16 protein-coding genes are annotated in these 21,946 nt (G+C 59.6%); 11 read left to right on the top strand and 5 right to left on the bottom strand.

Annotated elements, in window-relative coordinates; all coding sequences use genetic code 11:
* Position 1 precedes the first annotated feature (1 nt).
* From ACYZT3_RS14795 to ACYZT3_RS14785, 3 genes are all read right to left on the bottom strand, one after another.
* Entirely contained in the window at positions 2 to 1,102 is a 1,101-nt protein-coding gene (locus ACYZT3_RS14795; RefSeq protein ID WP_462030173.1) for an AI-2E family transporter, read from the bottom strand.
* A 78-nt stretch (positions 1,103 to 1,180) separates the two neighbouring features.
* Positions 1,181 to 1,816, bottom strand: a complete 636-nt coding sequence (locus ACYZT3_RS14790) for a response regulator transcription factor (RefSeq protein WP_282378080.1) — start codon at positions 1,814 to 1,816, stop codon at positions 1,181 to 1,183.
* Between the two features lie 4 nt (positions 1,817 to 1,820).
* Positions 1,821 to 4,097: a PAS domain-containing sensor histidine kinase gene (locus ACYZT3_RS14785; protein ID WP_462030172.1), complete on the bottom strand. Its 2,277-nt coding sequence runs from the start codon at positions 4,095 to 4,097 to the stop codon at positions 1,821 to 1,823.
* Between the two features lie 230 nt (positions 4,098 to 4,327).
* On the opposite strand from ACYZT3_RS14785, the gene ACYZT3_RS14780 reads away from it, so the two are divergent.
* From ACYZT3_RS14780 to ACYZT3_RS14735, 10 genes are all read left to right on the top strand, one after another.
* Entirely contained in the window at positions 4,328 to 5,950 is a 1,623-nt protein-coding gene (locus ACYZT3_RS14780; RefSeq protein WP_282378074.1) for an acyl-CoA synthetase, read from the top strand.
* A gap of 131 nt (positions 5,951 to 6,081) precedes the next feature.
* Positions 6,082 to 6,408: a DUF485 domain-containing protein gene (locus tag ACYZT3_RS14775; protein ID WP_461971771.1), complete on the top strand. Its 327-nt coding sequence runs from the start codon at positions 6,082 to 6,084 to the stop codon at positions 6,406 to 6,408.
* Positions 6,408 to 8,078 (top strand): cation acetate symporter, encoded by a 1,671-nt coding sequence (locus tag ACYZT3_RS14770; protein ID WP_462030171.1) that lies wholly within the window; start codon positions 6,408 to 6,410, stop codon positions 8,076 to 8,078. Before ACYZT3_RS14775 ends, ACYZT3_RS14770 begins: the two co-directional genes overlap by 1 nt.
* Positions 8,079 to 8,148: 70 nt before the next feature.
* Positions 8,149 to 9,921: an acyl-CoA dehydrogenase C-terminal domain-containing protein gene (locus ACYZT3_RS14765; RefSeq protein ID WP_462030170.1), complete on the top strand. Its 1,773-nt coding sequence runs from the start codon at positions 8,149 to 8,151 to the stop codon at positions 9,919 to 9,921.
* Positions 9,922 to 10,049: 128 nt separating this feature from the next.
* On the top strand, positions 10,050 to 11,318 hold the full coding sequence (locus ACYZT3_RS14760) for an OprD family porin (protein WP_462030169.1): 1,269 nt from the start codon (positions 10,050 to 10,052) through the stop codon (positions 11,316 to 11,318).
* A gap of 112 nt (positions 11,319 to 11,430) precedes the next feature.
* Positions 11,431 to 11,946, top strand: a complete 516-nt coding sequence (gene phaR, locus ACYZT3_RS14755; protein ID WP_282378061.1) for a polyhydroxyalkanoate synthesis repressor PhaR — start codon at positions 11,431 to 11,433, stop codon at positions 11,944 to 11,946.
* Positions 11,947 to 12,324: 378 nt separating this feature from the next.
* On the top strand, positions 12,325 to 13,182 hold the full coding sequence (locus tag ACYZT3_RS14750; RefSeq protein WP_282378059.1) for a c-type cytochrome: 858 nt from the start codon (positions 12,325 to 12,327) through the stop codon (positions 13,180 to 13,182).
* A 15-nt stretch (positions 13,183 to 13,197) separates the two neighbouring features.
* A complete protein-coding gene (locus ACYZT3_RS14745; RefSeq protein WP_282378056.1) occupies positions 13,198 to 14,568 on the top strand; it encodes a cbb3-type cytochrome c oxidase subunit I in 1,371 nt (456 codons plus the stop codon).
* Complete coding sequence (locus ACYZT3_RS14740) at positions 14,568 to 15,383, top strand: CbbQ/NirQ/NorQ/GpvN family protein (RefSeq protein ID WP_282378054.1); 816 nt, start codon at positions 14,568 to 14,570, stop codon at positions 15,381 to 15,383. The genes ACYZT3_RS14745 and ACYZT3_RS14740 overlap by 1 nt, the downstream gene beginning before the upstream one ends.
* A complete protein-coding gene (locus tag ACYZT3_RS14735) occupies positions 15,384 to 17,405 on the top strand; it encodes a nitric oxide reductase activation protein NorD (protein WP_462030168.1) in 2,022 nt (673 codons plus the stop codon).
* Between the two features lie 93 nt (positions 17,406 to 17,498).
* On the opposite strand, the gene phaP is transcribed toward ACYZT3_RS14735, so the two are convergent.
* Entirely contained in the window at positions 17,499 to 18,065 is a 567-nt protein-coding gene (gene phaP / locus ACYZT3_RS14730) for a TIGR01841 family phasin (RefSeq protein WP_282378049.1), read from the bottom strand.
* Positions 18,066 to 18,319: 254 nt separating this feature from the next.
* Between phaP and ACYZT3_RS14725 the strand changes: the two genes are divergently transcribed.
* Positions 18,320 to 20,749 carry a DUF3141 domain-containing protein gene (locus ACYZT3_RS14725; RefSeq protein ID WP_462030167.1) on the top strand — a complete coding sequence of 810 codons (2,430 nt, stop codon included), beginning with the start codon at positions 18,320 to 18,322 and terminating at the stop codon, positions 20,747 to 20,749.
* Positions 20,750 to 20,772: 23 nt separating this feature from the next.
* On the opposite strand, the gene ACYZT3_RS14720 is transcribed toward ACYZT3_RS14725, so the two are convergent.
* Entirely contained in the window at positions 20,773 to 21,810 is a 1,038-nt protein-coding gene (locus tag ACYZT3_RS14720) for an AraC family transcriptional regulator (RefSeq protein ID WP_348775352.1), read from the bottom strand.
* Positions 21,811 to 21,946: the final 136 nt, after the last annotated feature.

Below are 21,946 nucleotides of genomic sequence, written 5' to 3'. Positions count from 1 at the left end.
GTCATAACGTCGGCGGGACGTTCGGTGTGTCCTGCGGCTGATCCCGCACCCATTGCCAGAACAACCGATAGCCGACCGCAAGCACCACCGGGCCGATGAACAGTCCGATGATGCCGCTGGTGACCATGCCGCCCAAGGCACCGATCAACACCACCGGCATCGGCACATCGACACCGCGCCCCAACAGCAACGGTTTAAGTACGTTATCCACCAGGCCGGCAACGAAGACATAGATGGCGAAGACGATGGTCGCCGTGCTGGCACCCTCGGTGGCGAATACAATCGCAATCACGGGCAGCGTAATCAGCGTTGCCGGTAATTGCATGATGCCGAGCAGCAGCACCCCCAAGGCAAGCAGACCGGCACCCGGAACACCCTTGAGCACGAAACCGAGGCCCACCAGCAGCATCTGGATGAAGGCAATGCCGACCACCCCCAGCGCGACCGCACGGATCGTCGCGGTACACAGCTCGGCGATTTTCGGCCCCTTGCCCGGACCACTGACGCGGGTCGCGATCTCGACCGCACTGCGGCTGCCGCTCGCGCCATGGGCCATGAAAACGCCGGCGATGATCAGCGCAAAGATAAAGGTGAGGAAGCCCATGCCGACGCCGGCAAGCTTGCCCAACAATGTCAGGCTGACGCCTTTGATCTGCGGTACGTACTTCTCCGTCAGACCGGGAAGATCGGTTGAAGCCTGCAGCCAGAAGCCTGATAGGGGTTTGCCGACCAATGGCCAATCGGCGACTGAATCGGCCGGTGGCGGAATATGGAAACCGCCGTCCTTGACCACGCTTATCGCGTGCTCGACCGAGTCGGCAATCGAGGTGCCCAACAGATAGATCGGCACCATGAGAATAACGATGGCGACCAGCACAATCAGCGTCGCAATACGCCCCTCTTTCTGACCCAACGGCCCCTTGAGCCGCTCTTGCAGGGGATAAAGGGTGATCGCCAGGATCAGCGACCACAGCATCAGGTCGCGGAACGGGCTGAATATCTCGAAGCAGAAAAGCACCAGAATGGCGATCAGCCCGGCACGAATCAGGACGTCAAGCAGGCTGCGAGTGAACGCCTTCTCGGAGCTGGACGTGGGCACCATTGCTGCCTCCCTGCAGATCGCTGCAAAGGTATGAGATCGGTTAGCCCAGCATAGACGCTCAATAGAAAACGCGAGAAATCACCGCAGCTTGAGCGGATCGACCAGTTCAGCGGCGATGGCCATGCCCACCAGATCCGGCAAGGTATTGGCCTGCATGCGTTTCATCACCCGCGAGCGATACAGGTCGACGGTTTTTGCGCTCACGCCCAGTTGTTCTGCGATTTCACGGGTGGTGTAACCCTGCACCAGTGGCAGCAAGACATCGCGCTCCCGTGGGGTCAGTGTGAGCAAACGGGCCTGCAGTTCTTCGTGTCCCTGATTGCCTGAGCGGCTGGCCGCGCAGTTGCTGAGCGCCTGTTGCACGCTGTCCAGCAGCAATTGCTCGTTGTAGGGTTTCTCGATGAAGTCATGGGCGCCTGCCTTGAAAGCGCGGACCACGATCGGCACATCGGCGTGCCCGCTGACGAAAATGATCGGCAGGTTCAGCTCACGTACGCGCATTTCTTCCTGCACGTTCAAACCGCCCATGCCGGGCATGCGAACATCGAGCAGCACGCAGGCATCGAGCGTGGCATCACAGGCACTGAGAAACGCTACGCCACTGGTAAACGGCAAGGCTTTGAGCCCTACCGACTCCAATAACCAGACCGTTGAATCGAGCATGCCTTGGTCATCGTCGACCACATACACCACGTGCTCCGTCACACCTGCCATTACGTTATTCCTGTTGTTGTTTTGTTGGGCCGGCCAGCGGCAAACGGCAACACATCAGCAGCCCGACAGGTTGGCGTCGGGCCTGCAACTCGCCACCGAAACCTTCGATGATGCTGCGGCTCATGGACAAGCCAAGTCCCAGACCATCGGCCTTGCTGGTATAGAACGGGGTAAATATCTGCTCCAGTTCCGGCTCGCTGACGCCTGGCCCCTGGTCTTGCACACTGATTTCCACGGTTGCACCACCGCCCTGCCCCGCAGCCATCACGATCAATGACGGCTGCCCCGGGTGTCGTTCGCGGTTGGCATCGATGGCATTGCGCAACAGATTGAGCAGGACCTGCTCCAGCAGCACCCGGTCGGCGTAAATCGGCGGCAGATTATCCGGCAGTCGATCCTCGATTGTCACTTGGCAATTGCTCGCCTCCCAGGCACACAAACGCACGGCCTCGCGGGCGACGTCGGTGAAGTTCAGGGCCTGCATCCGGCGTTGTCCCTTGCGCAGAAACGCCCGCAAACGTCTGATCACTTCCGAGGCATGCGTGGCGTGATGGGTAATGCGTTCCAGCCCTTGCGCCACTCTTTCGGCGGCCTGGGGATTGGAATCCAGCGTCTGTAAGTAGCGCTGGCTGGCGTTGGCGTAATTGACCACCGCCGCTAACGGCTGGTTGATTTCGTGAGCGATGCCCGAGGCCAATTCACCCAGGGTGACCAACCGCGCGGTGTGTGCCAGTTCGTCCTGATGACGGCGCTGTTGCACCTCACGCAGTTCACGCTCGGTCATGTCCCGTGCGACCAAGGAGTAATAGCGCTCACCGCCGGCCGAACGGTGCGCCAGCAGCACCAGCGATACCGGCACGGAAGTGCCGCCACCCGGTGGCTGCAACCGCGCCTCGGTGCTCCAGATACCGTCGCGTTCGGCGCTGCTCCAGCCATCTCGCTGTAGACGTGCCAGGTCGCTGCTGGCGAACAATTGCGCCAGGGCTGGCATCGGTTGTTGCTCGTCGATCCCGAGGATGCGTCGTGCCGCTGGATTGAGGTAAGTGACCTGCCCTTCAGGGTCGATGAACAACACCGGATCGGTGTTGGCTTCGACGACTTCCGCCAGCCGCCGTTTGTTCTCCTCGGCTTGCACCCTGGCGGTAATGTCCCGGGAGACGCTGACCACTTCGACCACCGTCCCGGTGTAGGTTTCACGAATCGCCCGGCTCGCGGTTTCGAACCACAGGTAATGCCCGTCTCGATGGCGAATGCGGTACGTCATCGTGTGATAACCGTCCTGTTCGAGGGCATCCCGCGCACGCTGCACCAGGCTGGCCAGGTCCTGACCATGGAACAAACCCTGGGCCATTTGCCCGCGCAACTCCTCCGGCCAGTAGCCGAGCAATGTCCAGGACGCCGGCGAAGCATCGAGAAAACGCCCGTCCGGTGTGTGCCGGGAAATCAGGTCGGTGGTGTTCTCGATGATCAGCCGGTACAGCCGCCGTGCCGTGGCCGCTTCACGCTCGGCCAGCACTTGTGCCGTGGCATCGCGGCAACGGGCGAGCACGCGGTTGTCCTGGGGATCGGGGATAAACGTCCAGATCAATATCTGCGCTTCGAACTGGGCTTCGACCCCCTCGATAGCGCGTTGCTGGTCAAGGCAGGCGCGCACCAGCACCCGGTGATTGACCGGCAAAAAGCCCAGCACATCGGTCAGCGGCTTTTCGGCGAGCAGTGCCAACAGCGCGGCATTGAACTCCAGCGGCCGGCCCTGCGCATCGAGCAACAGACTCGGTTGCGGATCGTGGCCCAACAGCGGCGAGCCGCGCAGCATACCGTTGACGCTGCTCAGCAACGTCGTCAGCAAGTCCTGCACCCAACCCAGCCAATCAAGACTCACGCCCTCGCACACTTCCACCAGCAATAACCCCGGCTGCCCCGGTTGCAAGGCCAGATCAAACACCTGGCCATGGCTGATGGCGGCCCGACGCAATCGACCGGACAACCAGCAATCGAGTTGCCGTACTTGCGCCAGATCCAGGCGCCCCGCCTCGACCAATCGATCAAACAGCAACTGATCGCTGGCCAGCGACGGGTCACCCAGGCCCGGAGGGAAATGCTGGGCGGCGCCCTCGTGGCTGTAAATCCGCGCAGTGGGTTGCCAACTCAAATAAACCGCCCGGCGCACCTCGGGACATTCCTGCAATGCACGGCACAACGCATCAGCCCGGGCGGCCAGCGACACACCCTCGCGCTGCAGGCGCAACCAGCTGTGCAATCGAACGGGAGTCAGGGTCATCACAGGTCCGCTTCGTTGGGGAAGCCAAGGATATACCGGCCTCGGCGGTGTCACTGTATTCATTTAGACCTGCCAGAATAAAATATAGTACATATCCTATATGACATAGGTTGTACTTCCATATCTGTAGCTGAATGTTATATAAAGCAGACCGGACATAAAAGGCGACCTCAGCGGCTACGCTGCAAGGTCACCTATAGAGCTAACAATCAGCCACCGAGTACCCGTACATGTCGATCTATGAACAAGGGCTAGGCCCTGCGGCTGTCAATCATATTGCCTTGTCTCCGCTCAGCTTCATCGAGCGTACCGCCAGCGTTTATCCGGACTACCCCGCCGTCATCCATGGCTCTATCCGCCGCACGTGGGCGCAGACCTACACCCGCTGCCGACGCTTGGCTTCGGCACTGGCCGGTCGTGGTATCGGCAAGAACGACACGGTGGCGGTGATGCTGCCCAACATTCCAGAGATGCTTGAAGTGCATTTCGGCGTGCCGATGATTGGCGCGGTGCTTAACCCACTCAACGTGCGTCTGGATGCCGAAGCCATTGCCTTCATGCTGCAGCATGGCGAAGCCAAGGTGCTGATTACCGACCGTGAGTTCCATGATGTGATTCACGCAGCGATTGGCATGCTGGATCACCCGCCACTGGTCATCGACGTTAATGATCCGGAATACGGCGAAGGCCAGGCTGTCAGCGATCTGGACTATGAAGCGCTGTTGGCCGAAGGCGATCCGGCCTACGCCTGGCAATGGCCGACGAACGAATGGGACGCCATTTCGCTGAATTACACCTCAGGCACCACCGGCAACCCGAAAGGCGTGGTCTACCACCATCGCGGTGCTTACCTGAACTCGTTGGGCAACCAGATGACCTGGGCCATGGGCAACCATCCGGTCTACCTCTGGACCCTGCCGATGTTCCACTGTAACGGTTGGTGTTACCCGTGGATCATCACCGCGCTGGCCGGTGTGCATGTGTTCCTGCGCCGTGTCGATCCACAGAAAATCCTCACGTTGATCCGCGAGCATCAGATCACTCACCTGTGCGCTGCACCGATCGTGCTCAACGCGCTGGTCAACATGCCGGCGTCGGCAAAAGCGGCGATCGATCACCCGGTCAACGCCATGGTCGCCGGCGCCGCGCCGCCGGCCAAAGTGATCGGTGCCGTGGAAGAAATGGGCATCAAGGTCACTCACGTTTATGGCCTGACCGAAACCTATGGTCCGGTGACGCTCTGCGCCTGGCATGCCGAATGGGATGAGTTGCCGCTGGAAGAGCGAGCGCAAATCAAATCCCGTCAGGGTGTGCGTTACCCGACGCTCGAAGGCGTGATGGTCGGCGACTCGAAGACGCTGGAACCCACCCCGCGTGACGGTCAGACCATCGGTGAGATCTTCATGCGCGGCAATACCGTGATGAAGGGCTACCTGAAGAACCCGACCGCCACGGCCGAAGCGTTCGAAGGCGGCTGGTTCCACACCGGCGACCTGGCGGTGTGTCATCCGAACGGTTATGTGGAGATCAAGGACCGACTCAAGGACATCATCATTTCTGGCGGCGAGAACATCTCCACCATCGAACTGGAAGGTGTGCTCTATCGCCATCCGGGTGTGATGGAAGCAGCCGTCGTCGCCCGTCCCGATGAGAAGTGGGGCGAAACGCCCTGCGCCTTTATTACATTGAAAGCTGATCACCAGGACGTTCGCGAGGCCGACATCATCAGTTTCTGCCGCGAACATTTGGCCGGCTTCAAAGTCCCGCGCACGGTGATTTTCACCCTGCTGCCGAAGACTTCGACCGGCAAGATCCAGAAGTACGTTCTGCGCGACAGGGCCAAAGCGCTCTAACCGAATCGACGTTGTACCCGTCAAGCGGCCGGTGTTTTTACTGGCCGCTTCGGGCTCGTGCAGGCCGAAATCGGCCCTGCCCCGCCCTTGAATACCAAAAGCATCGATAACAAAAACAAGGTGGAGCCACCATGATCGACATCCATTCAACCGATACCCAACGCTGTGAACGCATTCGGTCCAACCCGAAATTCCTTCAACTGGTGAGCAGCCGTTCGCGCCTGGCCTGGTCGCTGAGTGCTGCGGTGCTAGTCACTTACTACGCGTTCATGCTGGTAGTGGCGTTTGCCCCGCAATGGCTGCATGCGCCAATCGCCGAGCATCGGATGTTGACCCTGGGCATGCCGGTTGGCGCGGCGATCATCGTGTTTTCCTGGTTACTCACCGGCTGGTATGTCTACCGCGCCAACACGCGCTTCGATGCCCTGGGCGCCGCTATTCTCGAGGAGAGCAAGTAATGAACCTGCTCCGTAAACTTATCCTCGCCGCTGCCGGACTGTTGCCGGCCTCCGTTGTGCTGGCTGCGCCCGCGCTGGGTGCGGTGGAAAAACAACCGCTCAACCTGCATGCGATCGGCATGTTCTTTGTGTTCGTTTTAGGCACGCTGGCCATCACCTGGTGGGCCGCGCGGCAAACCAAATCCACTTCAGACTTCTACACCGCGGGCGGTGGCATCACCGGGTTCCAGAACGGTTTGGCGATTGCCGGTGACTACATGTCCGCCGCCACCTTGCTGGGGCTGTCCAGCCTGGTGTTTGCCAAGGGCTACGACGGCTTCATCTATACCATCGGCTTCTTCGTCGGCTGGCCGATCATCACCTTCCTGATGGCCGAGCGCCTGCGCAACCTGGGGCGCTACACCTTTGCCGACATCGTGTCCTATCGACTGGACCAGAACAAAGTGCGGATTTTTGCCGCCTTCGGTTCGTTGACGGTGGTGTGCTGCTACCTGATCGTGCAGATGGTCGGTGCGGGTCAATTGATCAAGCTGCTGTTTGGTCTCGACTACCCGGTTGCGGTGGTGATCGTCGGCGCACTGATGCTGGTGTATGTGATTTTCGGCGGCATGATCGCGACCACCTGGGTACAGATCATCAAGGCCGTGCTGCTGCTTGCCGGCGGTACGACCCTGGCGGTCATGGCCATGTCGCAATTCGGTTTCAGCTACGAAGCCCTGGCCACCAAAGCCGTCGAGGCTCATGCCAGTGGCTGGAACATCATGGGCCCCGGCTCGATGCTCGCCGACCCGATCAACACCGCGTCGATGTCGCTGGGCCTGGTGTTCGGGATTGCCGGCCTGCCGCACATTCTGATGCGTTTCTTCACCGTGCCTAACGCCAAAGAGGCTCGCAAATCGGTGTTCTACGCCACCGGTTTCATCGGCTTCTTCTTCCTGGTGGTGTGCACCCTGGGCTTCGCCGCGATGGTGATCATCGGCACCGACCCGCAGTACTACGTCAATGGCGAAGTCGGCGGCACCTTGATGGGTGGCGGCAACATGGTCGCCATGCACCTGGCCAAAGCGGTCGGTGGCAACCTGTTCTTCGGTTTCCTCTCGGCCGTAGCCTTCGCCACCATCCTCGCGGTGGTCTCCGGGCTAGCTCTGGCCGGTGCTTCGGCGATTTCCCATGACCTCTACGCCACGGTGTTCAAGAAGGGCAAAGCCAGCGAGAAACAGGAAATGCGCGTGACCCGCATGGCCACGGTTGGCCTGGGCATCATCGCGATTCTGCTGGGCATTCTGTTCGAGAAAATGAACGTCGCGTTCCTGGTGGGCCTGACGTTCGGCATCGCCGCGTCGACCAACTTCCCGGTGTTGATCATGGCCATGTACTGGAAAGGCTTGACCACCAAAGGCGCGATCATCGGCGGTTTCGCCGGCCTGCTCTGCGCGCTGGTGCTGGTGATCCTCTCGCCAGCGGTCTGGGTCACTGTGCTCGGCCATGCTCACGCGATTTTCCCGTACGACCACCCGGCGCTGTTCTCCATGCCGCTGGCGTTCTTCGTGATCGTCATGGTGTCGAAACTCGACCGCAGCGTGCGGGCCGACAAGGAGCGTGACGCTTACGCCGACCAGTTCGTTCGGGCCCAGACCGGCCTCGGCGCCGCCAGCGCTTCCAGCCATTGATTGAAAAAGGGCACGGCCCGCCGTTGCGGCGCCGTGCCCACTGTACAACCGTCCCTTTGAGGTTCACGTTATGCCCGAATTCAACGCCCCGCTGCGCGACATGCGCTTTGTGCTGCATGAAGTGTTCGACGCCCCGGCCCTGTGGGCACGCTTGCCGGCCCTGGCCGACAGTGTCGACGCCGCCACCGCTGACGCCATTCTTGAAGAGGCGGCGAAAGTCACCTCGTACCTGATTGCGCCGTTGAACCGCAGCGGCGATGAGGAAGGTGCCCAGTGGGCCGATGGCCAGGTCAGCACGCCGATCGGGTTCAAACAGGCTTATGCCACCTACATTGAAGGCGGCTGGGTGGGTCTGTCCGGTAACGCTGATTTCGGCGGCATGGGCATGCCGAAGATGCTCGCCGTGCAATTCGAAGAAATGCTCTACGGCGCCAACTCAAGTTTTGCACTCTATTCCGCGTTGAGTTCCGGTGCCTGTCTGGCGCTGGATGCCCACGCCAGCGACACCCTGAAAAACCTCTACCTGCCGCCGATGTACGAAGGCCGCTGGGCCGGTTCCATGTGCCTGACCGAAGCCCACGCCGGCACCGATCTGGGGATTATCCGCACCCGTGCCGAACCTCAGGCCGATGGCAGCTTCAGCATTTCCGGCAGCAAGATCTTCATCACCGGGGGTGATCAGGACCTGACCGAAAACATTGTCCATCTGGTGTTGGCCAAACTGCCGGACGCGCCTGCGGGGCCCAAAGGCATCTCGCTGTTTGTCGTCCCCAAAGTGCTGGTCAATGTCGACGGTTCCCTCGGCCAGGCCAACGCCGTGAGTTGCGGTTCGATCGAACACAAGATGGGCATCAAGGCCTCGGCCACCTGCGTGATGAACTTCGACGGCGCCAACGGTTGGTTGGTCGGCGAAGCCAACAAAGGCTTGGCAGCGATGTTCACCATGATGAACTACGAGCGCTTGTCCATCGGCATTCAGGGCATTGGCTGCGCCGAAGCGTCCTATCAGAGCGCCGTCGCCTATGCCCGCGAACGTGTGCAGAGCCGCGCGCCGACCGGTGCCATCGCCCCGGACAAAGTGGCCGACCCGATCATCGTCCACCCCGATGTGCGGCGCATGCTGCTCAGCATGAAAGCCATGACCGAAGGCGGTCGCGCGTTCGCCAGTTATGTCGGTCAGCAACTCGATCTGGCGAAGTTTTCCGATGACGGCAAGGAACGGGACATTGCCCAAACCCTGGTCGCGCTGCTCACCCCCGTGGCCAAGGCGTTTTTCACCGATACCGGTCTGGAAAGCTGCATCAACGGCCAGCAAGTGTTCGGCGGCCATGGCTACATCCGCGAGTGGGGCCAGGAACAATTGGTCCGTGATGTGCGCATCGCGCAGATCTACGAAGGCACCAACGGCATTCAGGCCCTGGATTTGCTCGGACGCAAAGTGCTCGCCGATAAGGGGGTCGCGCTGCGCCAGTTCACCGGCGAGATTCGCCGCTTCGCCCATCAGCCCGGCGCGCCCTACTCCACTCAACTGTTCGATGCCGTGCAGCGTCTGGAGGACCTGAGCGACTGGTTGCAGGATCAGGCCGCGACCCATCGCAACGAAGTCGGTGCCGCTTCGGTGGAGTATTTGCACCTGTTCGGTTATGTCGCCTACGCCTGGCTTTGGGCGCGCATGGCACAGGTTGCCCAACAAAAGCGCGGTGAAGATGAAGGGTTTTATGGCGCGAAGATCGCCACCGCCGACTTCTACATCCACCGCCTGTTGCCACGCATTTTGAGTCTGGAGCAATCCATTCGCGCGGGCAGTGCCTCCTTGTTTGGCCTGAGCGCCGAACAGTTCTAACGATTGAACCGCACGCGGCGCCACGCTCCTATCTCTTCGGCGTTCGCGTTTTTTATTGATAAGCCCTCGCCCATCTGGCGAGGGCCGCGGGACCTGTCTTTCCATAATAAAAACAAAGGGGCTTCACCATGGACCGCAACACCCACACCCGCGCTACCCGACTGTTGCTGGCCGGCGGCGTCATCAGCCTCTCGGCCCCCGCCGCCGCTGACTTTGTCAAAGACAGCAAGGCCAGCCTTGAGCTGCGCAACTTCTATTTCAATCGAGACTATCGCCAGGACAACGCCCCCCAATCCAAACAAGAGGAATGGGCGCAGGGTTTCCTGCTGCGCTATGAGTCGGGATTTACCGAAGGGTTGATCGGTGTCGGCTTCGATGCCATTGGACTGGTCGGCGTCAAGCTGGATTCAAGCCCTGATCGCGCGGGTTCCGGTCTGCTCAAACGCCATAGCGATACCCGCAAAGGTGCTCAGGACGAGTACGGCGAACTGGGCCTGACCGCCAAAGTGCGGGCCTCGAAAAGTACGCTGAAACTCGGCACCCTGCTGCCGAAGCTGCCCACGGTATTGGCCAACGATTCACGGCTGTTGCCACAAACCTTCAAGGGCGGTCAGTTGACGTCGCTGGAAATCGAAGACCTGACCGTGGATGCCGGGCGACTGACGCAGGTCAATCAGCGTGACTCCTCGGACTACGAGGACATGGGCATCACCCGGACCGGTGCCAAGGGCATCACCACGCGTCATGTCGACAGCGACAGCTTCGATTTCGCCAGCCTGAACTACAAATGGACCAGCAACCTCGCCACCGGCTACAGCTACGGCCATCTCGACAACTTCTACAGCCAGCACTTGGTCAACCTGACCTACGTGTTGCCGGTCACAACCGGCCAGTCGCTGAAGACGGATCTGCGCTTCGCCCGCTCCACGGATGATGGTGGCAGTAATGTCGATAACAATGCCATTGGCGCGATGTTCACCTACAACCTCGGTGGGCATGCGTTGGGCCTGGGTTATCAAGGCATGAGCGGCGACACCGGCTACGCCTACGTCAACGGCACCGATGCATTTCTGGTGAACTTCGTGCAGATCGGCGACTTCGCCAGCAAAGATGAAAAGTCCTGGCAGGCTCGCTACGACTACAACTTTGCGGCCATCGGCGTTCCGGGTCTGACCTTCATGACCCGCTACATCACCGGCTCCGATATCGATCTGGGCAACAACCGCCCGGAAGGCAAGGAATGGGAACGTGATACCGACATCGGTTATATCGTGCAGAGCGGCCCGCTGAAAAATGTCGGGGTGAAGTGGCGGAACGCGACGGTGCGCTCGACTAACTTCGGCAGCGATCTGGATGAAAACCGCCTGATCGTCAGCTACACCTTGCCGATCTGGTAAGCAAAACCTTCCCGCAGATCATTCCCACGCAGAGTGTGGGAACGATCATCCGCGGCAGTGGCCAGAGTAGGATAAGATGCCTGCAAACCAGGCTTGCCACGAGATGCCCCGTATGCCAGATAACAGTCGGAACACTCCCCGCCTGATCAAGAAGTACCCCAATCGCCGACTGTATGACACCCACACCAGCAGTCATTTGACGCTGGCGGACATACGCCAGTTGGTGGTCGACAAAATTGCCTTTCAGGTGGTCGATGCCAAGAGCGGCGAGGATCTGACGCGCAGCATCCTGCTGCAAGTGATTCTGGAAGCCGAAAGCGGTGGTGAGCCCATTTTCACCACCGAGATGCTGATGGGGATTATCCAGTTCTACGGCCCTTATCAGGGCGTACTCGGCAGCTACCTGGACAAGAGCATTCAGACCGTCATCGACATTCAGTCCCAAACCGGCGCGCAGTCGTCCGAGGCCTGGAGCGACTTTATGCATCAACAGGCCCCGGTGATGCAGGATCTGATGCGCCAATATGTCGACCAGTCAAAGGCGCTTTATCTGAACACCCAGAACCTGTTTGGCATGTTTGGCGGCAAGCCTGACGCTGATGGTGCAAAGAAAAAAGACGGTGAATGAAGTACTCCCGAGTCATTGACAGTAGCGCGACGTGTACTAGGCTCACAGTCATCCTGACGCCCCCACTGAACCACAGCACTTGAATGCAAGGCGTGGTGAAGTCGTCAATATTTAGCGCCTGCTCGCAGCTGTTCGAATGCAGACCTCAAGCAATCGTCAGTGCAGCGGGCTAACGCTCTTTCGCGCGCACTCATACTCAATGTGCAACGCGAATGACCAGGCACTTTCCACCTGCACTTTCACATTGGGAGGCAGTCGTGCAAACAGTCTTGAAGCTCGTCAGCTATGCGGTGCTCGTGCTGATGGCCAGCGCGGTCGTCTATGCCGGAGTGATCGGCATCACCTATTGGACCGGCATCGGCGTATAGGGAGTTCGCAATGAACAAACGCCAGACACGCTCGTTCGCGCTGATATCAACGGCTATTGCTGCCGTGGTGTTTCTGGGCATGACCGTTGATAGTCACCGGCAGTTTCCCACACTGACCAATGCCCAACAGATCACGCCCCAGGTCACTCGCGGCAAAGATGTCTGGCACCAATACAATTGCATTAATTGTCACACCTTGTTCGGCGAGGGTGCTTATTACGCCCCAGACCTGACGAAAATCACCCAACAGCGCGGCGCCCCTTATCTCACTGCGTTTCTCAAAGACCCTTCAAAGTTCTATGACGAGCAACGCCATCGCCGGTTGATGCCGAACCTGAATCTTTCTGACGAAGAAATCGCTGCCTTGATCGCCTTTATGGATTGGGTGAGCAAGGTCGACAACCAAGGCTGGCCACCGCGTCCAATTCTGGTGACCGGCACGTCGATTCCCGGCATGGACCTCACCGTTGCGCAACAGAACGTCGCCGGCGGCAACCAGCCACCCGCCGCACGCCCAGTGTCCGGCAAGGAAGACCCGATCGCCCTGGGCGAGGCGCTGTTTCGAACAACCGCCACCCCGGTGTGCAGCGCTTGCCACTCGATTGCGCCGGGCGTCAACCTCGCCGGGCCGTCCCTGGCCGGGTTGGCCAGCCGGGCCAAGCAGGTCATCGCCTCGCCTGACTACAAGGGCAAGGCCAAGGACGCCGAAGACTTTATCCGCGAATCCATCGTCACGCCGAGTGCCTACCTGCATCCGGGCGACATGTTTTCCGCCAACGGCATGTCCTTCATGCCGGACACCTTCGCCAAATCGCTTACGCCTGAACAGATCGATCAACTGGTCGCCTATCTGGCGTCGTTCCAGTAACCGCAGGGGATGACCATGCGCTACAGATCTCAATCCGTCGCCTACTGGTATTTCGCCGTTGCCATGGTGCTGTTCGGCCTGCAACTGGTGTTCGGCCTACTGTCGGCGGCCAAATACCTCGGGCCGGATCCGCTGCTGGACCTTTTGCCATTCGATGTCACCAAGTCTATACACACCAATCTGTTGATCGTCTGGGTGCTGACCGGGTTTATGGGGGCGACCTATTGGATGGTGCCGGATGAGTCCCGTGGTGAGTTGCACAGCACCCGACTGGCCTACATTCAGCTCGGGTTGTGGACGGCCATGGGTGTCACCGCCGTTCTGGGTTACCTGTTCGGTTATGGCACCGGGAACAAGCTGCTCGAACAACCGCTGCCGCACAAGATCGTGATCGTGATTTGCATGCTGATGTTCCTCTACAACATCGGCATGACGATCAAGAAAGCCGGGCGTTTCACTGCCACCGAGGGCGTTCTTCTGTTGGGTCTGGCCAGTGCCGCTGTGCTTTATCTGCCGGCGCTGCTGCATTATGAAAACTACGTGGTGTCGATCTACTACCGCTGGTGGACGATTCACCTGTGGGTCGAAGGTGTCTGGGAAATGATCCAGGGCGGCTTTCTTGCCTATCTGCTGATCAGACTGTCCGGTGCCGATCGCGAGGTCATGGAGAAGTGGCTGTACGTGATTGTCGGCTTGGTTTTCATTGCCGGCATCCTTGGCACCGCCCACCATTATTACTGGATCGGTGTCCCCTATTACTGGCTTCCATTGGGCGGCTTCTTTAGTGCACTTGAGCCCCTGGCGCTGGTCGGCATGGCGATCTATGCCTACAACGCGATGCGCCGCTCCGGCCTCTCTCACCCCAACAAACTGGCCTTACACTGGACGATGGGCAGCGCCCTGTTCACCATGTTTGGCGCCGGCCTCCTGGGGCTGGCCCACACCTTTCCCGACGTCAACAAATGGACCCATGGCACCCTGATCACCGCCATGCATGGCCATGCGGCCTTTTATGGAGCCTATGCCATGATTGTCCTGGCGATGATCACTTATGCGCTACCCGGCATAACCCGTCGTCCCGTTGAGGAAAGCAGCATCGGTTATTGGGCATTCTGGCTGCAGTTGGGAGGCATGTTCGGCATGACCCTGTCATTTGCCACGGCGGGCATTGGTCAGGTGTACCTGGAGCGCATTCTCGGTTTGGGCTACCTGGACGTGCAGCTGAAGATTCAGGTGCACTTCCTGATGCTGGTGGCAACGGCGTCGATGTTCAGCCTGGGTGCGGGGCTGTTCATCTACGATTTTTTCCGCCATGCACCGGACTTCAATGTCGATGAAGCCGATCCGGTCCTGGCCACACCTCAAGCCTCAAGCGCGACGTTGTGATGGAACGTTCGCTGATGCACGCCGAACCTGCGACGCTGCAAGCTGAGCCTTATTACCAACCCTGCGGCGACGAGGTAGCGATTTTCGAGCAATGCCATGCACAGCAACTGGCAATCATGCTGAAAGGACCCACCGGTTGTGGCAAAACCCGTTTTGTCGAACACATGGCTTGGCGTCTCAAGCGCCCGTTGATCACCATTTCCTGCCATGACGATCTGAGCGCCAGCGACCTGGTCGGGCGTTTCCTGATCGGTCACCAGGGCACCCATTGGACGGAAGGCCCGCTGACCCGTGCGGTGCGCGAAGGCGCTATCTGTTACCTGGACGAGGTGGTCGAAGCGCGGCAAGACACGATTGTCGTCCTGCACCCACTGACCGACCACCGACGCATTCTACCTCTGGACAAAATCGGCGAAATCCTCGAAGCCTCACCACACTTTCAACTGGTGGTGTCCTACAACCCCGGCTACCAACGAATACTCAAGGATTTAAAGCCGAGTACCCGACAGCGCTTCGTGGCGCTGGATTTTGACTTCCCGCCGGCCGAGCGCGAAATCGCCATCGTCATCCATGAGGGTGGAACCGACTACGCCACCGCCCATGCGCTGGTCACCCTCGCCCAGCGGCTACGCGCCTTGCAAGACCGGGGCCTGGCGGAAGTCCCCAGTACCCGTCTGCTGATCGCCACTGCTCGGCTGATCACCCGCGGCATTGCTGCGCCCATCGCGTGCCGGGTCGCGTTGATCTCGCCGCTCTCCGATGACGTCGTGCTGGTGGCTGCCATGCGCGACCTCGTTGACCTGACGTTTATCTAAATGGCCGAAGCGGAGGACCTCATCACCGATGTCGCACGCCACGCAACGGTGTATGCACAGGCGTTGTGGCGACGTCACCAGGGCCCCTCGGACACTGCAAAAATCGTTACCCTCGGGGATGTCGCACAACACCTCGATTTGCTGATCAAGGCGGTGTTCGACACCCACTATTCGCTGCGCGTCGCGCAACCACCCTCGCCCCCCACGCTACTGAAAAAGCTCTTGCTGCGTCACGAAAAGCCGTGTGGGCAAAGCGCCGTCCCGGCGACCGATGGCGTGTCTATATGGCTGCCGGAGAACCTGGGCGGCGACGAGGGTCCGCTCACGCTGGAACGTTATAAAACCCTGGCTTTGCAACAGGCGATGCGCGCCCAGCGAGGCAGTGCCACCGCGCTATCAGCCCTCGACAACCCGATGCAGCGCAGTGTCTATCGGCTCCTCGAAGCCTGGGCTGCTGATTCGGACTTGGTACGACTGTTGCCGGGGTTGGCGCCATCGATCCATGGCTTGCGCCATCATGCCTTGATGACCCGCCCGCCTCTTCACGCCTTTCCAATTCAGCGACAGCCCCTGGAAAACTTGCTGCGTTTACTGCTGCGCAGCGAATGCGGCAAACCTCTGGAAGGGCTGGAGATACCCGCCAAAACGGCCGACTCGCTGCAACAATCAGAAACCCTCGCACAACGTCTCATGTCCGTCGAAAAACTGCCCAGGCTCGACGCTCATCTGCTGCTGCTCGATGCCTGGACCGGCGACCTGCGCGAGCCGTTGGCGGGCGTGAAGACGCCGCCCCTGCCTGGCGAAATCGACACCACCGATACCCTGCCACGTAGCGCCCGCCTCGTACGCCAGCCCACTGCGCGCGAGGCCCGTACCGATGAAGACGACGATCAGGATCAAGGTTTGTGGATGGTGCAACCCGCCGAACCGTTGGAAAAGGCCGAAGACCCCATGGGGATGCAGCGCCCTGCCGACCGGGATACCGATACCCCGGCCGCTGATTTTGCAGAGTCATTGTCCGAACTCAACGAAGCGCGACTGGTGGTCACGGCAGGCCGCCCGAACGAAGTGCTGCTGTCTGACGACCCGCCACAGACCCGCGTCCAGCGCGGTGCACAGGACATTCCCAGCAACGCAGTCAGCTACCCCGAGTGGGATTACCGCAGCCAGATCTACCGTGTTCCGGGTACAACCCTGCAACTGTGTCCCGCCCAGGAAGGCCCGCAGCAGTGGGTCGAGCGAACCCTTGAGGCTCACCGCCCAGTGCTCGATGCCATCCGCCGGCAATTCGAATGCCTGCGGGCGCAGCGTGTCAGGCTGCGCAAACAATGGGAGGGCGACGATATCGATCTGGAGGCGTATATCGACGGTTGCGCCGAGGCCCGGGCCGGCCTGAGCATGCCGCAGGCGCTGTATCAAACCCAGCGCCGTAGCCGACGCGACATGGCGATCATGTTGCTGATCGACGTCAGCGGCTCCACTGACAGCTGGCTGTCCCACCATCGCCGGGTCATTGATGTCGAGCGCGAGGCGTTGCTGCTGGTTTGTCTGGCGCTTGAGAGCCTGGGCGAGCCCTATAGCGTGCTGGCGTTTTCCGGCGAAGGGCCGCAGCGGGTCACGATCCGCACCCTGAAAGCATTCGATGAGCGTTACAGCAATGAAGTCGGTCGGCGCATTGCCGCACTCGAACCGGAACGCTATACCCGGGCCGGCGCTGCCCTGCGCCACGCCAGCACGTTGCTGATGCGCGAAGCCTCCACCCACCGCCTCCTATTATTGCTCTCCGATGGCAAGCCGAACGATGTTGACCAGTACGCAGGCCGCTATGGTGTCGAAGACATGCGTCAGGCCGTGACCGAAGCCAAGCTCCAAGGCATCTATCCCTTCTGTTTGACCATCGACCGTCAGGCGGCGAATTACCTGCCGGCGGTATTCGGATCGCGGCAATACGCCTTGCTGCACAGACCAGAACTGTTACCCAGCGTACTGCTGGACTGGATCAGACGACTGGTATCAGCGTGAACCAGAGCCTTCCTGCCAAGGTTTTTCGCGGCACACAAAAAATGGCGATGGGGAATGATCCCACCGCCATGAGTGCCGCTTGTTTGACGTGACTTACTTGTTACCGCTGGTAGCCTTGGCGCTTGCTGGGGCAGCTTTCGTGGCCGCGGCAGTCGCTGCGTCGAAACTACTCTGAGCCACATCGGAAGCCTGTTTTACGGCTTTCTGTGCACTTTCGAACACAGTACCGGCATTCGCCAGGCTCGACTTGAACGCTGCCACAACAGGCTCGGAGCCGGCCGGTGCATTCTTGCTGATCGCTTCAACGAACTCTTGCACCTGTTGGGTGCCAGCCTCGACCTGACTCGAGGTCAGTTTGGCGATGTCCGACTGAGTACCGACGATCAGTGCTTGAACCTGACGGTTGAACTCGGCCAGACGTTCGGTTTGCGCGCTCGGCTGGGTGAAAGAAGCCTGCAGCTCAGCAAAACCTTGTGGATCACGGACGGCCAGCAGCTTGCGAACACCTTCGAAGTGCTCTTCGGTGGAGTCGCGCAGTGCCTTGAACTGCAACTGGCTGAGCTGTTCAACGCTGGCGAAGACTTTGCCGCTGATTTGCTGCAAAAGATCGAGATTGGCTTTCTGAGCGGTTTGCAGTTTTTCCGAATTGAAAAAAGACATGCTTGAATCTCCTGGTACTGGAAGGCCCTGATGGACCTGAAGACGCGATAGCGATCCGGCCAGTCATCGCGTTAGCCTTGATATTGCAGTGCACAAAATCATTTGGCAACGTCTATTTTTGTGCGGTGCAAAATAAACTTTGCTCAAGCCCTCCCTATTCGCTATAAACTCCAGTCTGTCGAACGACCAGCCTAACCCTCGTTAACGAAGGGTTCAGATGCGCAGGTTCCCATGTAGAGCGTCAGGAGATCACGATGGGTCAGGAAGTGAATATTGCGCTGCAAGATGAAGAGCTCTTCGAACCCGTCGGTTTGTTTGAACACCTGAATCATCTGCAACGCCTCAATACCCGCAACGTCCTCGACGCCGTGCAGAAGCGCCAGGCAAAAACCTTCGCGCCTTTAAGCCTTGGGCAGCTCAGGCAGCCGACGCCCGCTGACTGGCAGGAATACTTCACGGACCTTGGCCAGCGCAGCGTGTTGTTCTGGGACACCTTGCGCCAGCGCGGCGACAACACCCTGTCCCACGAACGCGCCGGGTATCCGCTGCTGCTCAAGTTCAATCATGCAACGCTGGTCGCCGGTGAAGACCTGCCTCGCCCGGTCAACTATTCGTTGTTGCAAATCCTCGCGGGCCCCGGGCAGCAGCTCGACAGCAAAAAACAGCCGGTGATCATCATTGACCCACGCGGCGGTCACGGCTCGGGCATCGGCGGTTTCAAACAGGATTCAGTCATCGGCGAAAGCCTGAGAGCCGGCCACCCCACCTACTTCATCTCCTTCAGTCACTCGCCACGCCCTGGGCAAACCCTCGCCGATATCACAGAAGCCCAGGCGCGGTTCATCGAAGTCGTCAGCGCCCGGCATCCAGACAGCGCCAAACCTGTCGTCATTGGCAACTGCCAGGCGGGCTGGGCGTTAATGGGCCTGGCCGCCACCCGGCCGAAGTTGCCAGGGTTGATCATCGTCAATGGTGCGCCGCTGTCGTACTGGGCCGGCGTCAATGGCCGCAATCCGATGCGCTACACCGGCGGTTTGCTGGGCGGTGGCTGGATGGCACGCCTCGGTAGCGACCTGGGTAATGACCGTTTCGACGGCACCTGGCTGGTCAGCAATTTCGAAAGCCTGGACCCGGCCAACACCTATTGGGGCAAGTACTACCACCTGTTCAGTGAAGTCGACAGCGAGGCCGCACGTTTTCTGGATTTCGAACGCTGGTGGGGCAGCCCGACCCTGCTCAATGGCGAAGAGATCGAGATGATTGTCGACGACCTGTTCATCGGTAATCAGCTGTCCGGCGGCCTCGGTCGCAAGAGCAGCGGGCTTGACCTCAAACTGATTGAAGTGCCGGTGGTGGTGTTCTGCTCGTATGGCGACAACATCACCTCCCCGCAGCAGGCATTGGACTGGATCACCGACGTCTATCCCAGCGATCTCGCGTTGCACAATGCCGGACGCACCATCGTTTACTTACGGCACGCGAGCATTGGTCATCTGGGCATCTTCGTGTCCGGTGAAGTGGCGCGGCGTGAACATCGAGAGTTACTCGGTGCGGTCGATGCAATCAATGCGCTGCCAGCCGGGCTGTATGAAATGCTGATCGAAGACCTGCCGGAGAACTCGGCTACGCCCTATGACGTGCGTTTCGAGCCCCGGCGTATCGCCGACATCCATGGCGAAGTGCAGAAGCCTCGTGATGACGATCGCGAATTCGCGCTGGTCCAGCGCGCGTCGGACATCAACAACAGTGTGTACGACGAATTCATACGCCCATGGTTGCGCCAGCTGATCAACGAACCCAGCGCAGAACTGCTGCGCCGGGCACACCCTTTCCATCAGCAGCAAGTGGCCTGGAGCAGTTTGAACCCGGCGTTGTGGTGGCTGGCAGGAAGCGCGGCCCTAGTGAGCAAGGATCGTCACCCCGCCAGCCAAAACAACCCGTTGCTGGCCTGGCAGGAACTGTTTTCCAACCAGATGCAGGACGCCTTGAACGGCTATCGGGATCTGCGTGATGCGGCCCAGGAAATGTGTTTCTACGGCGTGTATGGCGTACTCAACAGCCTCGCCGGCAATGCACCCGGGCGAAATCTCCAGGAACATGCCAAGCAACACGACAAGGTCCTGATCGAGCGCCTGCAGGATGCCCTGCCCCTTGGCGGTCTGATGGAAGCCTTGACACGGATTCTGTTCCTGCTGGGCCGTGACAGCGACAAGTCGGGCAAGGAAAGCGTGGAAAAATTGATCCTGCAACTGCAGGTGCTGCTCCAGGACGACAGTGCCGAGCCACTTGATCTGCGCGAAACCCTGCGCCTGCAAAAACTGCTGGTCGCCACCCACCCGCAAGAAAGCCTGCACAGCCTGCCCTTGATGCTGGTTGAGGTCGAAGAGCGTCAACAAGTGCTGGCGGCCGTCGCCAATTTGCTGCCGGAACTGCTGACCAGCGGCGCAGACAACCCATTCTGGAGTGAGCTGCACACGCTGCTCGACGTCCCCCTGCCAGGTTTCAGCCTGACCCAACCACCCGGTGAGGCCGATGCCATCGAGGAGAAAATCCCGACGGCAACCCCAGAGCCGATCAAGCAGAAAACCCCAGCAGTGACCCCTCACCCCATGGCCAAAGTTGCGAGTCCAACGCGCAAACCTGCCAAGGGCAAGAAAGGCGTAAAAAAACCTCCGGTGAAATAACGTTTACGTTGAGGAGAACTGCGTCACACCGGCGCGGCCTCCTCGATTTCAAACGGTTCATCGGCCCTGTACCGACCGGGTGTCATGCCAAACCAGCGGCTACAGGCTTTATTGAAACTGCTGTGATCATGAAAACCAAGGAGATACGCGACATGCTTCATGTTGAAGTGAGAATGGCGCAGGTAGAAATCGGCCAATTGCCGGCGCACATCGTTCTGCACGTCCTTGAATTGCGTCCCTTCCTTTTCCAGCGCGCGTTGCAGCGTCCGCTTGCTCATGTTCAATGCTGTCGCGATCGACTCCATATCGCACTGCCCCTGGTCCTGACTCAAGCGCTCGGTAATCAACGCGCGAACCGTGCCGACAATGCAGAAACCAAACAGCAGATCCAGTTGAGCCTCGGCAAAACTGTCGTGCAGCACCGCCAACGCTTCGTTGGCCATGCTCAACGGACGTAGCAGCTCCTGCTCGTCAAACAAAATGCTGTCGTAAGGCGCGTCGAAATGCAGGTCGCAGCCAAACAGCCGTCGATGCTCGGAGGTGTCTTCAGGTTCGGGATAAGTGAAACCCACGCTCAAGGGGTGCGGTGAATTGCCGCCCGCCAGCTTACGGCAGAAACCCAGCAATGAAGCCAGCGCTGCATCGGTGTATTGGCGAGGTTTGACCGAACCTTTTTGTTGATGATCGAGCCCGGACAGCCGGTAATTCTGCTGTTCCGATGTAAAGAAAAGGCTGAAACCGGTGCCAATCAACGGACTGAAACGGACCAGGCGCTCAAGGGCTTTTTTCAGATTCAGGCTGGACATCATGGTGTAGCCGACGATCTGAAAGCTGCCGGGGTGGAAACTTCCATAGGCCTTCAAGCCGATGTCCGGATCGCCCGAGGCCTGAGCGGCCAGCTCCCATAATCGATAGATATTCCTTCGCTCGCAAAACGCTCCTGGTGTGTTCGCGAGATTAATGTCTAGTCCAGCTTCCCGACACAGACTGGCAACATCCAGTCCTTGAGCCGAGAGCGTATTTACCAGCACGCTGGCATAGCCTGAACTCATTCTATACATGGCGTCCTCAATGACCTGTGGAACCGAACATCCTGTCCGGAGCCATAACTGATCTGCGTTGAATCGAAATGCTAACGGGGTGTTTAGTGGCCAATATTGATCCCAGTATAGGTAGTCCTGATTTTTAGCCACTATT

The sequence above is a fragment of the Pseudomonas sp. MDT1-16 genome, assembly GCF_054898115.1.
This window is presented reverse-complemented; position numbering and strand designations above follow the sequence as displayed.